The organism is Pseudomonas sp. YQ_6 (genome assembly GCF_043103245.1).
Classification (GTDB): domain Bacteria; phylum Pseudomonadota; class Gammaproteobacteria; order Pseudomonadales; family Pseudomonadaceae; genus Aquipseudomonas; species Aquipseudomonas alloputida.
This window is the reverse complement of the sequence record NZ_JBICJR010000039.1, coordinates 1-13,489: the sequence shown is the minus strand read 5'-3', so window position 1 is coordinate 13,489 and position 13,489 is coordinate 1. Positions and strand designations below refer to the sequence as shown.

The following is a 13,489-nucleotide window of genomic DNA, read 5'->3' as shown; positions in this document are numbered from 1 at the left end:
CCACCGTATTCGCGGGTAAACCCGCTCCTACGCAGATTGGTGGTGGACACACATCGGAGGTTTAACACAGGCCGCCGTGTAGGAGCGGGTTTACCCGCGAACACCGGCAGAGCCGGTGCCATCCACCGCACTGGATTCTTCGCCAGCATGCCCGCTCCTACAGCGCCCCCGGCAATTTCAAGGCAAGCGATTCTGGTTCTGCGTCTTGAGCAAATCGCGGATTTCGGTCAGCAGCGTCTCTTCAGCCGAAGGCACAGGCGGCGTAGTCGGTGCCACGGCTTCTTCACGCTTGAGCTTGTTGATCGCCTTCACGCCCATGAAGATGGCAAAGGCCACGATCAGGAAGTCGATCACGGTCTGGATGAACTTGCCATACGCCAGCATCACCGCTGGCACGTTACCTTCGGCAGCCTTCAGGGTAATGGCCAGGTCGCTGAAGTCCACGCCACCGATCAGCAGGCCCAGTGGCGGCATGATCACGTCGCCGACGAAGGACGAGACGATCTTGCCGAAGGCCGCGCCGATGATGATACCGACCGCCATGTCGACGACATTGCCTTTGACTGCGAAAGCCTTGAACTCGTTGAGCACGCCCATGTTTGGTTCCTTGTAACAAAAGGTGAGGTTAACGCAGTGTAAGCCACTTAAACGCTTCATGCGTTGTGTTCAGGGCTACTGACTGCAGTTAGAACGAATAGTTTTGTCGCATCTCGAGGCGTTCGAGACACGTCCTGCTCGGTTATCATGGCGAATTTTTCCAGGAGACCCCACTCATGGCCAAGGCCAAGCGCTTGTATGGCTGCACCGAATGCGGCGCGACCTTCCCCAAATGGGCCGGCCAGTGCGGCGAATGCGGGGCCTGGAACACCCTGGTCGAAACCATGATCGAAAGCGGCGGCGCTGCTGCACCCAGTAGCGGCCGCGCTGGCTGGACAGGGCAGCAGGCGCAGATCAAGACCCTGGCCGAGGTCAGTGTCGAGGAAATCCCGCGTTTCACCACCAGCAGCACCGAACTGGACCGTGTGCTGGGTGGCGGCCTGGTGGATGGCTCGGTGGTGCTGATTGGCGGTGACCCCGGCATCGGCAAATCGACCATTTTGCTACAGACCTTGTGCAACATCGCCGTGGGCATGCCGGCACTGTATGTCACGGGGGAGGAGTCGCAGCAGCAGGTGGCCATGCGCTCGCGGCGGCTGGGCCTACCCCAGGACCAGCTCAAGGTGATGACCGAAACCTGCATCGAGACGATCATTGCCACGGCGCGGGTCGAGAAGCCGCGGGTAATGGTGATCGACTCGATCCAGACCATTTTCACCGAGCAGTTGCAATCGGCCCCGGGCGGCGTGGCCCAGGTGCGCGAAAGCACAGCGTTGCTGGTGCGCTATGCCAAGCAAAGCGGTACAGCAATCTTTCTGGTCGGCCACGTGACCAAGGAAGGCTCGCTGGCTGGCCCAAGGGTGCTGGAGCACATGGTCGACACGGTGCTGTATTTCGAAGGTGAGTCCGATGGCCGGCTGCGCTTGCTGCGGGCGGTCAAGAACCGCTTTGGCGCGGTCAACGAGCTGGGCGTGTTCGGCATGACCGATCGTGGCCTCAAGGAGGTATCCAACCCGTCGGCGATCTTCCTCAACCGTACTCAGGAAGAGGTGCCGGGTAGCGTGGTGATGGCAACCTGGGAGGGTACCCGGCCAATGCTGGTCGAGGTGCAGGCGCTGGTCGACGATAGCCATCTGGCCAACCCGCGGCGGGTAACCTTGGGCCTGGACCAGAACCGTCTGGCCATGTTGTTGGCCGTGCTCCACCGCCATGGCGGTATCCCGACCCATGACCAGGATGTGTTTCTCAACGTGGTCGGCGGGGTGAAGGTGCTGGAAACGGCTTCGGACCTGGCGCTGCTGGCGGCGGTGATGTCCAGCTTGCGTAACCGGCCACTGGCCCATGGTTTGCTGGTGTTTGGCGAGATCGGCTTGTCGGGCGAGGTACGGCCGGTACCCAGTGGCCAGGAGCGCTTGAAGGAAGCGGCCAAGCACGGCTTCAAGCGTGCCATCGTACCCAAGGGCAATGCGCCGAAAGAAGCGCCTGCGGGGTTGCAGGTGATTGCCGTTACCCGCCTGGAACAGGCGCTGGATGCATTGTTCGAATAGCGTGCAGGAGCGAGCAAGCTCGCTCCTGCAACCCGTCAGTGCTCGGCAACGGCCGTGCGCCTGACCGTTTCATTGCCATGCTCGTCCAGTTCCAGCATCGGTACTTCGTTACCCTCGGCATCGAACAGCTTGCCATCTTTGAAGTAGTCCCCATCACGCAGCGCGGAAATGTCCGAATACTGGATGGTGCGCTCATAGGCTGCAGCGAACACTGACTGGTTTTCCGAGTTGCCGGTGGTGAAATGGTTGAAGATCAGGTTCAGCAGGATGGCCATGATCGCCGCCGAGCTGATGCCGGAGTGGAAGATGGTCTCGAACCAGTTCGGGAAGTGGTGGTAGAAGGTCGGCGCGGCAATCGGGATCATGCCGAAGCCCAGCGAGGCCGCGACGATGATCAGGTTGACGTTGTTCTTGTAGCTGACCTTGGACAGGGTGCGGATACCGCTGGCCGCCACGGTACCGAACAGCACGATACCGGCGCCGCCCAGTACCGGGGTAGGCACGGCGGCAATCACCCGGCCCATGACTGGCAGCAGGCCGAGTACCACCAGAATCACGCCGCCGGTAGCCACCACGTAGCGGCTCTTGACGCCGGTCACGGCCACCAGGCCGACGTTCTGGGCGAACGCGCTCTGGGTGAACGAACCGAAAATCGGCGCCAGGATGCTCGATGCCATGTCGGCGCGCAGGCCGTTGCCCAGGCGCTTGGAGTCCACCTTGGTGTCGATGATCTCACCCACGGCGAGGATATCGGCCGACGTTTCCACCAGGGTCACCATGATCACGATGCACATCGACAGGATCGCGGCGATGTGGAACTCCGGCATGCCAAAGTGGAACGGCGTGGGGAAGGCGAACATCGGGCCTTCGCTGACCTTGCTGAAATCGGTCATGCCCAGTGCCCAGGCGATCAGCGTGCCAACCACCATGGCCAGCAGGATCGACAGGCGTGAGATGGTGGCGCTGCCAAGCTTGCTCAGCAGCAGCACGATGGCGAAGGTCAGCCCGGCCAGGCCGATGTTGGCCATGCTGCCGAACTCCGGCGAGGCGCTGTTGCCACCCATCACCCAGCGTGCGGCAACCGGCATCAGGGTCAGGCCGATGGTGGTGATGACGATACCGGTCACCAGCGGCGGGAAGAACTTGGTGATGCGCGAAAACACCGGTGTGATCAGAAAGCCGATCAGCGATGCAGCCATGACCGCGCCGAGCACCCCTGGCAGGCCACCGCCCCCCTCGCTGCTCAGGATCGCGCCCATGGTCGCCACACCGGCGAACGACACGCCTTGCACGAGTGGCAACTGGCAACCGAAGAATGGCAGGCCAAGGGTCTGCAGCAGGGTGGCAAGGCCACCGGCGAACAGCGAGGCGGCGATCAGCATGCCGATTTCGGCACCATTCAGGCCCGCGGCCTGCCCCAGGATCAGGGGTACTGCGACGATCCCACCATACATGGTCAGCACATGCTGCAGACCATAGGCCAGGTTGGCACCAAGGCCGAGGTTTTCATCCTCGGGTCGCTTGGCGGGAGACGTGCTAGGGGACGTAGTCATGGAGCAGGCTCTCTGTTTATTGTTGTGCCGCTACTGTAGACACTTCCTACAATTGATTGCTACAAGAATTGTATACAATATTTTGATCGGAGCGCGAACAGATCCGGCTGCAGGGTGTGTTAAAACCCAATGCAGAAGGCGTACCAACTTGGCAGAAGCTGTATTGGAAGGGTGTGTACAAAGCATCGCTACCCAGGCTTAAAGCTGTCTGGGTAGACAAGAAACACCAGGCGGGAAGGCTATTAGCTAGCTAAGAGATTTCATTATTCGATGAGTTCGCGCAGCTCACGCATCATTTCGGTGCTGTCAGCCACGTTCAACTCCACAAGACGGTGCAAATGGCTCATCGAATCGAGGTCGATGTACAGGCAGATGAAGCCCAGGCGGTCCGGTTCTTCGTGGCGCAGTTCGACCTGCATCTGCACACGGGCATCTTCGTTCAGCTCGATGATGGCGTCGAAGTCCTGAGTCAGGTCGGCATCCCAGCCTGCGGGGCGTTCGATCAGCAAGCCTTTGAGTGAAAGGTCCAGCAGTTTTGCAGGCCAGCGTTTCAGCCCCTGGCGCAGCTCGATGGGGGCATCGAAGTCGATGCGTTGAAAGCGGCGGCGTTCGTCATGATCGCTCATGGCTTGGATCCTCGAATAGGTCATCAGGTGTCATCCTGACTATAGTTAGAGTTGCATGTGCATCAGGTACTGCAATCTGGCCGCAGAGGCTCTAGAACGAAGCAAGTGTGGCAATGCTGCTTGACTGGCCCTAGACTCGGTGGGCGGTCTTTCCAATCCACCAGCTGGAAGCTAACCATGAACAACAATAATAGCCTGCTACGCCATATTCCGTGGCTGGCGCTGGCAGTCATAGGCGCCTGCGCACTGGGTGTGGTTGCCCTGCGTCGCGGCGAGGCGATCAACGCCTTGTGGATCGTGGTCGCGGCGGTGGCCATCTACCTGGTCGCCTATCGTTACTACAGCCTGTTCATCGCCACCAAGGTGATGCAACTCGACCCCCGCCGTGCCACCCCGGCGGTGCTCAACAATGACGGCCTGGACTACGTCCCGACCAACAAACACATTCTTTTCGGTCACCACTTCGCTGCCATCGCCGGCGCAGGCCCCTTGGTCGGGCCGGTACTCGCCGCGCAAATGGGCTACCTGCCCGGCACGTTGTGGCTGATCGCCGGCGTGGTGCTGGCCGGTGCGGTGCAGGACTTCATGGTCCTGTTCCTGTCTACCCGCCGCAATGGGCGCTCGCTGGGCGACATGGTGCGCGAGGAAATGGGCAGAATCCCAGGCACCATCGCCCTGTTTGGCTGCTTCCTGATCATGATCATCATCCTCGCGGTGCTGGCGCTGATCGTGGTCAAGGCCCTGGCCGAAAGCCCATGGGGCATGTTCACGGTGATGGCGACCATCCCGATCGCGATGTTCATGGGCATCTACATGCGCTACATCCGCCCGGGCCGCATTGGCGAAATCTCGGTCGTTGGCGTGGTACTGCTGCTGGCCTCGATCTGGCTGGGGGGCGTGATCGCTGCAGATCCGGTGTGGGGCCCGGCGTTCACGTTCACCGGCGTGCAGATCACCTGGATGCTGGTGGGTTACGGCTTTGTCGCCGCCGTGCTGCCGGTGTGGCTGGTACTGGCGCCGCGGGATTACCTCTCGACCTTCCTGAAGATCGGCACCATCGTTGGCCTGGCCATCGGTATCCTGATCATCGCGCCCGAGCTGAAAATGCCGGCGCTGACCCAGTTCACCGACGGCACGGGCCCGGTGTGGAAGGGGACCCTGTTCCCGTTCCTGTTCATCACCATTGCCTGTGGCGCGGTGTCCGGCTTCCACGCGCTGATTTCCTCGGGGACCACCCCCAAGCTGCTGGATAACGAAACCAACGCCCGGTATATCGGCTACGGCGGCATGCTGATGGAATCGTTCGTCGCCATCATGGCCATGGTTGCGGCCTCGGTGATCGAACCGGGCGTGTACTTCGCCATGAACAGCCCGGCGGCAGTAGTCGGTACCGATGTCGCGTCGGTGGCGCAGACCGTCAGCAGTTGGGGCTTCCTGATTACACCCGAGCAGCTCGAAGCCGTTGCCCGTGACATCGGCGAGCACACCATCCTGGCCCGTGCCGGCGGTGCGCCAACCCTGGCGGTCGGTATCGCGCAGATCCTGCACCAGGTGTTGCCAGGTGAAAACACCATGGCCTTCTGGTACCACTTCGCGATCCTGTTCGAGGCGCTGTTCATCCTCACGGCGGTAGACGCTGGTACTCGTGCCGGGCGCTTCATGCTGCAGGACCTGCTGGGCAGCTTCGTGCCTGCACTCAAACGCACCGAATCGTGGGGGGCCAACCTGCTCGCCACCGCTGGCTGCGTGGCGCTCTGGGGCTATCTGCTGTACCAGGGCGTCATCGACCCACTGGGTGGCATCAACACCTTGTGGCCGCTGTTTGGTATCTCCAACCAGATGCTGGCCGGTATCGCCTTGATGCTCGGTACTGTGGTGCTGATCAAGATGAAGCGTCAGCGCTACATCTGGGTCACCCTGCTGCCGGCCGTATGGCTGCTGATCTGCACCACGGCTGCAGGCCTGATCAAGCTGTTTGACCCCAATCCGGCTGTCGGCTTCCTGGCCCTGGCCAAGAAGTACAGCACTGCGCTGGACGCCGGCCAGGTACTGGCCCCGGCCAAGGACATCGGGCAGATGCAGCACGTGATCTTCAACGCCTACACCAACGCGGGCCTGACGATCTTGTTCCTGCTGGTGGTCTTCAGCATCCTGTTCTTCGCCATCAAGGTCGGCTACGCCGCCTTGGGCCGCAAAGAACGTAGCGACAAGGAAACCCCGTTCCAGGCGTTGCCTGACGCGTAATCGAGAGGACTGCAATCATGTTCAACGACTTGGGTCGACTGGGCAAATACCTGGGGCAGGCAGCCCGCCTGATGGTCGGCATGCCCGACTACGACAACTATGTCGAACACATGCAGAAAACGCATCCGGACAAGCCGGTGATGAGCTACGAGGCGTTCTTCCGCGAACGTCAGGAAGCACGTTACGGTGGCAAGTCAGGGCCCAAGTGCTGTTGAGCCTGCGGTACGTGTAAACCTGTGGGAGCCTGGGTAACCGGCTCCCACAGTCATTTTCAGATTCAGGAGTATTTTGCGTGCAGACGCCCATTCCCGTAACCGTCCTCACAGGCTTCCTCGGTGCCGGCAAGACCACCTTGCTCAAGCACATGCTCAAGGCCGAGCATGGCCTGAAGCTCGCCGTGATCGAAAATGAATTCAGCGAGGCCGGCATCGACAGCCAACTGCTGGGTGACCAGCCGGTGCAGGTCATGACCTTGGCCAATGGTTGTGTATGTTGCAGCATCCATGGCGACCTGACTCGCGCGCTCTACCTGCTGCTTGAACGCCTGGATGCCGGGGAAATCGCTTTCGATCGCCTGGTGATCGAATGCACCGGCCTGGCCGACCCGGCGCCGGTGGCGCAAACGTTTTTCATCGACGAGGAGCTGCGTGAGCGCTACATCCTCGACGGCATCATCACCCTTGTCGATGCCGCGCATGCCGAATTACATCTGACCCAGACCATCGCTCAGGCGCAGGTCGGCTTTGCCGATCGTCTGCTGCTGAGCAAGACCGACCTGGTTGAGCCTGCTGCGGTTGAAGCCCTGCGCGAACGCCTGGTCCGCATCAATAGCAGGGCTGCGATCCGTGTGGTTGAGCACGGCTGCATCGACCTGGCTGAATTACTGGATGTGCGAGGTTTCAACCTCAACCCCGACCTTGGGGTGAACCTGAAACCGATGTTGCGACCGGTGCTCAAGCCTGCCACCCCGGACCGTATCTCCACGATGGTGCTGCGTACCGAAGCCCCGCTGGATATCGACCGCCTCAGCAACTTCATGAATGAGCTGCTGGAAACCCACGGCAAACAGCTGCTGCGCTACAAGGGCGTACTGAACATTGCCGGCGAGGAGCGCAAGCTGGTGTTTCAGGGCGTGCTCAAGCTGTATGGCTTCGACTGGGACGCCGAGTGGGCCGCAGGCGAAGCGCGCGAGAGCGTGATGGTGTTCATTGCCGATGAATTGCCCGAGGCTACGATTCGGGCTGGCTTCGAGGCAATGGCTGCGGGCTGAGCCGCTGCGGCGCCTGCCCCGCGAACCACTGCGGCCATGAGCTGCGGTGGCGGGTTTCGACCTCGATGCACGGGATCAGGCGTTCGGTCAGCACAGCGGTTTGCCGCACTGCTTTGGCGGTGCGGTACTTGACGCTGTGGATGCACTCGCGGTCGCCGAACTCGCAGCGGTTCAGGGCGGTTCCGCCGCAAGGGCCATTGGCCAGGCCTTTAGGGCAGGTTTCCGGGCAAATATACAAGGTGTCTTCCAGGCGGCAACGGCCGCAGGTGTCGCAACCCACCAGCGGGCGCTTCACACTGCGCTCCAGCGTGTGCAGCACGTGTGCGCCGACGCGTGTACCCCACAGAGGCTGGCGCACCGCCCAGCCGAAGGCCTTGCTCAGGCTGTTGCGCCGGCTGAACAGCAGTGCGTGCATGCCATGCATCAGGTGATAGCGGGCTTTTTCCTTGAGTGAGGCATCGACCCGAGACTCGCCCAGGCGCCAGCCAGCCTGTGGCGGGTGGAAGGTCACCGCCGGCAGGCCAGGCATCTGCCAGCTGGCGTGCCAGGCCGGTGCCCATTGCTCCAGGGACTGAACCTGGGTTTGCCAGTACTCGATACGGGCCTCCAGGGCCAGCAGCTGTTCGAGTGTGTGAACCCCTGACAGGTGCACACCGGCGTACCCCATCAGCTTTGTACCGATAATCTGCAAGGCCAGGCGGTCAACACTGCGCGCCTGGGCAAAGGCCTTGGACTGCGCCGTCTCCGCTTCGAGCATGTCGCGCATGGATGGCGTGACAGTGACGCCGGCCACGTGGTCGAGCATCGCCGCGCGCCCGTGGGTGAGGCTCATGAGGCAGGCCAGCATGGGCTTGGGTGTGGCCTGGCGGCGCATCCAGTGTATGGCTTCCTGATGCTTGGCGGCATCGAAGCCCAGTTGCAAGGTGAGGAAGTCAGCCCCCGCTGCCAGCTTTTTCTCGGCCTTGAAATACTGGGCGCCGCCTTCTTCCTCGTGGTACTTGAACGGGTTAAGCGCCGCGCCCAGCAGCCAGTGCGGGCAGGCCTGGCGAGCAACCTGCAGGGCGGCGACCGATTCCAGATAACGCACCGGGCGCTGGCCAGTTTCATGGCCGGGCAGGCGGTCGCCAGTCAGCAGTAACAGCTGGTCGAGGCCAGCGGCGTCCATGCGTTGCAGTTGGGCGAGCAGGTGGTGGCGTTCGCGATCCTTGCCTGAAAAATGCGGCAGGGCAGGCACCGGGTTGCTGAACGAGGCAAGGGCGTCCAGCGGTGACATGTCCAGCGGGCTGCCGACACGATCACCGATGGCGACGGTCATAGGCCAGCCGCACAGGTGCGCGCGGGCCATGATCGCTTCCATGGCGGCAAAGCGTTCTGCGGAAGGCTTGGGGACGAACTCCATTACGCAGACGAAGTTCTGTTCGCGCAGGGCGGTTTTCAGCAGGCTCATATTGGCCGGGCACCTGGTGTGGTCAGGGTGGCATTGTGCGGCAGAAGGCGAGCCGGGTCATGTCCGGATGCGCAAGGTGGTGATCTGAATGAGACATGGGGGCGCGAAGACCATGACAGCATGATCATGAAGATTTCTTGGGTTCATCTCAAATTTAATGAGTTTGTCTCAATACCCCGCCAGCCGGAGAATCCCCTTCATTCATTCAAGCATGCTGAAGGGACAAGACATGGCACTGGCACATAACCTGGGCTTTCCACACATCGGCCGTGACCGCGAGCTGCGTGCCCGCCACTGGCAGGTGCAGAAAGACGCTGGCATCGAGCTGCTGCCGGTCGGCGATTTCGCCTGGGACAGCCACGTGCTTAGCGCAGGCGATCAGCCGTTCATTCTGAACTGGGAACCACTGTTCGATGAAGTGGAGCACGCCAAGGCACTGGGTCATGCAGTCAAGCCGGTAGTGATCGGCCCCTTGACCTACCTGTGGCAGGGCCAGACCCTGGGCGGTGACTTCGACAAGCTGGAGCTGCTTGACCGCCTGCTGCCCGTGTATGACCAGCTCCTCAACCGCCTGGCCGCGCTGGGCGTTGAATGGGTGCAGATCGATGAACCCATCCTCGCTCAGGCGCTGCCCCAGGACTGGAAAAACGCCTATGAACGCGTCTACAACATCCTTCAACGCGCACCGTTGAAGAAGCTGATCGCCACGTACTTCGGTGGCCTGGAGGGCAACCTCGGCCTGGCCGCCAACCTGCCGGTCGATGGCCTGCACGTCGATCTGGTTCAGGCGCCCGAGCAGTACCAGACCATTCTCGATCGCCTGCCGGCCTACAAGGTACTGTCGCTGGGCCTGGTCGACGGTCGCAACGCCTCGCCTTGCGATCTGGGCAAGACCCTGGGGCTGCTGCACGAAGCCCATGAACGCCTGGGTGAGCGGCTGTGGTTGGCGCCGGCCTGTTCGTTGCTGGAGAGTCCAGTGGATCTGGCTGTGCAGAAGTGCCAGGAAGTGGCGGTGCTGGCCGCTTCGCTGGAGCAGGCCCGAGCCGCGGCTTGATCATTTGCTGCCTGTGCCGGCCCTTTCGCGGGTAAACCCGCTCCTACAACGGCCTGCGCCCGATCACCGATGTGTGCCCACCACCAGTGTAGGAGCGGGTTTACCCGCGAATACGGTGGCGGCTGCAACGGTGAACGGCGGGTGGAAATTGGCCAGCAGGTCCGGCCCTTTCGCGGGTAAACCCGCTCCTACGACGGCCGGCGCCCGATCACCAATGTGTGTCCACCACCGATCTGTGTAGGAGCGGGTTTACCCGCGAATACGGTGGCAGCTGCAACGGTGAACGGCTGGTGGAAATTGGCCAGCAGGCCCGGCCCTTTCGCGGGTGAACCCGCTCCTACGACGGCCTGCGCCCGATCACCGATGTGTGTCCACCACCGATCAGTGTAGGAGCGGGTTTACCCGCGAAGAGGCCGGGCCTGCTTGAATCAATCAGCGCTCGATGGCCAGCGCCACCCCTTGTCCACCACCAATGCACAAGGTCGCCAGGCCTTTCTTGGCATCCCGTTTGATCATCTCGTGCAGCAGGGTCACCAGCACCCTGCACCCGGAAGCACCAATCGGGTGGCCCAGGGCAATCGCCCCTCCATTGACGTTAACCCGCGCGGCATCCCATTCCAGCGCATTGCCCACGGCCAGCGCCTGGGCGGCAAAGGCTTCGTTGGCTTCGATCAGGTCCAGTTCGGCCAGTTGCCAACCGGCCTTGTCCAGGCAACGCTGGGTCGCCGAAACCGGACCAATGCCCATGATCGCGGGGTCTACCCCGGCACTGGCGTAGGCGGCGATCTTCGCCAGTACCTGCAAGCCCAAAGCCTCGGCCTTCGCTGCGCTCATCAAAAGCACGGCGGCGGCGCCGTCGTTCAGGCTGGAGGCATTGCCTGCGGTGACGCTGCCGTCCTTCTTGAAGGCCGGGCGCAGTTTGGCCAGGGACTCGGCGGTGGTGTCCGGGCGTGGTTGCTCGTCACGGGCAAAAACCTTGGGCTCTCCCTTTTTCTGCGGCAGCACGATGGGGGTGATTTCAGCGTCGAAACGGCCAGCCTCGATCGCTGCCACTGCCTTGCGCTGCGATTCGGCAGCAAAGGCATCCTGCTGCTCACGGCTGAGGCCGTACTTGTCCACCAGGTTTTCGGCAGTGATGCCCATGTGGTAGTCATTGAAGGCATCCCACAGGCCGTCCGTGATCATGCTGTCGATCAGTTGGCCATGGCCCATGCGCTGGCCGGTGCGGGCCGAGGGCATGACGTAGGGGGCAAGGCTCATGTTCTCCTGGCCACCGGCAATCACCACTTCGGCATCGCCACAGCGGATCGCCTGGGCGGCCAGGTGCAGGGCCTTGAGGCCCGAGCCGCAGACCTTGTTCAGGGTCAGGGCCGGTACGCTGAAAGGCAGGCCAGCCTTGATCGCTGCCTGGCGTGCCGGGTTCTGACCGGCACCGGCAGTGAGCACTTGGCCGAGGATGACTTCGTCGACCTGCGCCGGGTCCAGCCCGGTTTGTTTCAGCAGTTGCTTGATCACGGCGGCGCCGAGGTCGACCGCAGGCACTGTGGCCAAGGCGCCCTGAAAGCTGCCGATGGCGGTACGGGTTGCGGCGACGATCACCACGTCGTTCATGTTGTTGTTCTCCGTGCAATGGGCGTAGTGCCGCCAGCATCGGCGGGTTTGGCTTATTTGTTAAGTTTGTTTTTCTTTCTGATTGATGTGAAAAGCAAATCAATGGCTGGCGAAGGTTCTAACCAGCCAATCTGGATTTCCTGCAGCCATGACCCTCCTGCACAGACGAACTCTGGTTTTGCATCCCTCTGATCACCCCGTAATATGTGTCGGATAACCTGCGGGGGTAGTCTCACCCTCTGATCAATCGGAATCGCCCCAAGCGGCGCTTTCCTGGCATAAACCTGACGAGGTACAGACATTGGCCATCATTCATCCTAAGGTTCGCGGTTTCATCTGCACCACGACTCACCCGAAGGGCTGCGAGCTCAACGTCCGTGACCAGATCGAAGCCACCCGCAAGCTGGGCGTACGCGAGGATGGCCCGAAGAAGGTCCTGGTCATCGGTGCTTCCAGCGGCTACGGCCTGGCTGCCCGCATCACGGCGGCCTTCGGCTTCAAGGCCGACACCCTGGGCGTGTTCTTCGAAAAACCAGGCACCGAGACCAAGGCCGGCACTGCTGGCTGGTACAACGCTGCTGCCTTCGACAAGTTCGCCAAGGCCGAGGGCCTGTACAGCAAGTCGATCAACGGTGACGCCTTCTCCGACGAAGCCCGCGCCAAGGTCATCGAGCTGATCAAGAACGAAATGGGTGGCAAGGTCGACCTGGTCATCTACTCGCTGGCTTCGCCCGTGCGCAAGCTGCCGCAGACCGGTGAAGTCATTCGCTCGGCACTCAAGCCGATCGGCCAGCCATACAAGTCGACCGCCATCGACACCAACAAGGACACCATCATCGAGGCCAGCATCGAGCCGGCCACCGAGCAGGAAATTGCCGACACCGTCACCGTCATGGGTGGCCAGGACTGGCAGCTGTGGATCGATGCGCTGGCTGGCGCCAATGTACTGGCCGAAGGCGCTCGCACCGTGGCCTTCAGCTATATCGGCAGCGATATCACCTGGCCGATCTACTGGCACGGTGCACTGGGCCAGGCCAAGCAGGACCTGGACGAAACCGCCCTGCGTCTGAACCAGAAGCTGGCCGGTGAAGTGAAAGGCGGCGCCAATGTGGCGGTGCTCAAGTCGGTGGTTACCCAGGCCAGCTCGGCCATCCCGGTGATGCCACTGTACCTGTCGATGGTCTTCAAGATCATGCAGGAGAAAGGTGTTCACGAAGGCACCCAGGACCAGCTCGACCGCATGTACCGCGACCGTATGTACCGTACCGACGGTGCGCCGGCAGAGGTCGACGAGAAGGGGCGCCTGCGCCTGGACGACTGGGAACTGCGTGACGACGTGCAGAACGCCTGCAAGGCCCTGTGGCCACAGGTGACCACCGAGAACCTGTTCGAACTGACCGACTACGCCGGTTACAAGAAGCAGTTCCTCAACCTGTTCGGCTTCGAGCGCGCTGACGTCAACTACGACGAAGACGTGGCCACCGATGTGAAGTTCGACTGCGTCGAGCTGTAATCGGATCAGCCTGCACCGGCCTCTTCG

Annotated in this window: 11 protein-coding genes; 6 read left to right on the top strand and 5 right to left on the bottom strand. The window is 61.8% G+C overall.

Going from position 1 to position 13,489, the window contains the following annotated elements:
• Nucleotides 1-177: 177 nt before the first annotated feature.
• Nucleotides 178-597, bottom strand: coding sequence for a large-conductance mechanosensitive channel protein MscL (mscL, locus tag ACF8FG_RS13325; RefSeq protein WP_318078909.1), 420 nt, complete (start codon nucleotides 595-597; stop codon nucleotides 178-180).
• A gap of 176 nt (nucleotides 598-773) precedes the next feature.
• On the opposite strand from mscL, the gene radA reads away from it, so the two are divergent.
• Entirely contained in the window at nucleotides 774-2,144 is a 1,371-nt protein-coding gene (gene radA / locus ACF8FG_RS13320; protein ID WP_003251626.1) for a DNA repair protein RadA, read from the top strand.
• A 35-nt stretch (nucleotides 2,145-2,179) separates the two neighbouring features.
• Here radA and ACF8FG_RS13315 read toward each other — a convergent pair whose 3' ends face one another.
• On the bottom strand, nucleotides 2,180-3,697 hold the full coding sequence (locus ACF8FG_RS13315) for a nucleobase:cation symporter-2 family protein (RefSeq protein ID WP_014592353.1): 1,518 nt from the start codon (nucleotides 3,695-3,697) through the stop codon (nucleotides 2,180-2,182).
• Nucleotides 3,698-3,960: 263 nt separating this feature from the next.
• Nucleotides 3,961-4,323 (bottom strand): PilZ domain-containing protein, encoded by a 363-nt coding sequence (locus ACF8FG_RS13310; protein WP_003251630.1) that lies wholly within the window; start codon nucleotides 4,321-4,323, stop codon nucleotides 3,961-3,963.
• 177 nt (nucleotides 4,324-4,500) lie between these two features.
• On the opposite strand from ACF8FG_RS13310, the gene ACF8FG_RS13305 reads away from it, so the two are divergent.
• From ACF8FG_RS13305 to yjiA, 3 genes are all read left to right on the top strand, one after another.
• On the top strand, nucleotides 4,501-6,567 hold the full coding sequence (locus ACF8FG_RS13305) for a carbon starvation CstA family protein (protein ID WP_014592352.1): 2,067 nt from the start codon (nucleotides 4,501-4,503) through the stop codon (nucleotides 6,565-6,567).
• A 17-nt stretch (nucleotides 6,568-6,584) separates the two neighbouring features.
• Nucleotides 6,585-6,782: a YbdD/YjiX family protein gene (locus tag ACF8FG_RS13300; protein WP_003251633.1), complete on the top strand. Its 198-nt coding sequence runs from the start codon at nucleotides 6,585-6,587 to the stop codon at nucleotides 6,780-6,782.
• Between the two features lie 77 nt (nucleotides 6,783-6,859).
• A complete protein-coding gene (gene yjiA / locus ACF8FG_RS13295; protein WP_014592351.1) occupies nucleotides 6,860-7,837 on the top strand; it encodes a GTPase in 978 nt (325 codons plus the stop codon).
• Here yjiA and ACF8FG_RS13290 read toward each other — a convergent pair.
• On the bottom strand, nucleotides 7,797-9,284 hold the full coding sequence (locus ACF8FG_RS13290; RefSeq protein ID WP_119713299.1) for a methylenetetrahydrofolate reductase C-terminal domain-containing protein: 1,488 nt from the start codon (nucleotides 9,282-9,284) through the stop codon (nucleotides 7,797-7,799). The two genes, yjiA and ACF8FG_RS13290, sit on opposite strands and share 41 nt — an antisense overlap.
• A 229-nt stretch (nucleotides 9,285-9,513) precedes the next feature.
• On the opposite strand from ACF8FG_RS13290, the gene ACF8FG_RS13285 reads away from it, so the two are divergent.
• Nucleotides 9,514-10,338 carry a 5-methyltetrahydropteroyltriglutamate--homocysteine methyltransferase gene (locus ACF8FG_RS13285; RefSeq protein WP_014592350.1) on the top strand — a complete coding sequence of 275 codons (825 nt, stop codon included), beginning with the start codon at nucleotides 9,514-9,516 and terminating at the stop codon, nucleotides 10,336-10,338.
• Nucleotides 10,339-10,770: 432 nt separating this feature from the next.
• Here the strand turns inward: ACF8FG_RS13285 and ACF8FG_RS13280 are convergent, their stop codons facing one another.
• A complete protein-coding gene (locus ACF8FG_RS13280; protein ID WP_014592349.1) occupies nucleotides 10,771-11,949 on the bottom strand; it encodes an acetyl-CoA C-acetyltransferase in 1,179 nt (392 codons plus the stop codon).
• Nucleotides 11,950-12,250: 301 nt separating this feature from the next.
• On the opposite strand from ACF8FG_RS13280, the gene fabV reads away from it, so the two are divergent.
• Nucleotides 12,251-13,462 (top strand): enoyl-ACP reductase FabV, encoded by a 1,212-nt coding sequence (gene fabV / locus ACF8FG_RS13275; RefSeq protein WP_003251642.1) that lies wholly within the window; start codon nucleotides 12,251-12,253, stop codon nucleotides 13,460-13,462.
• Nucleotides 13,463-13,489 lie beyond the last annotated feature (27 nt).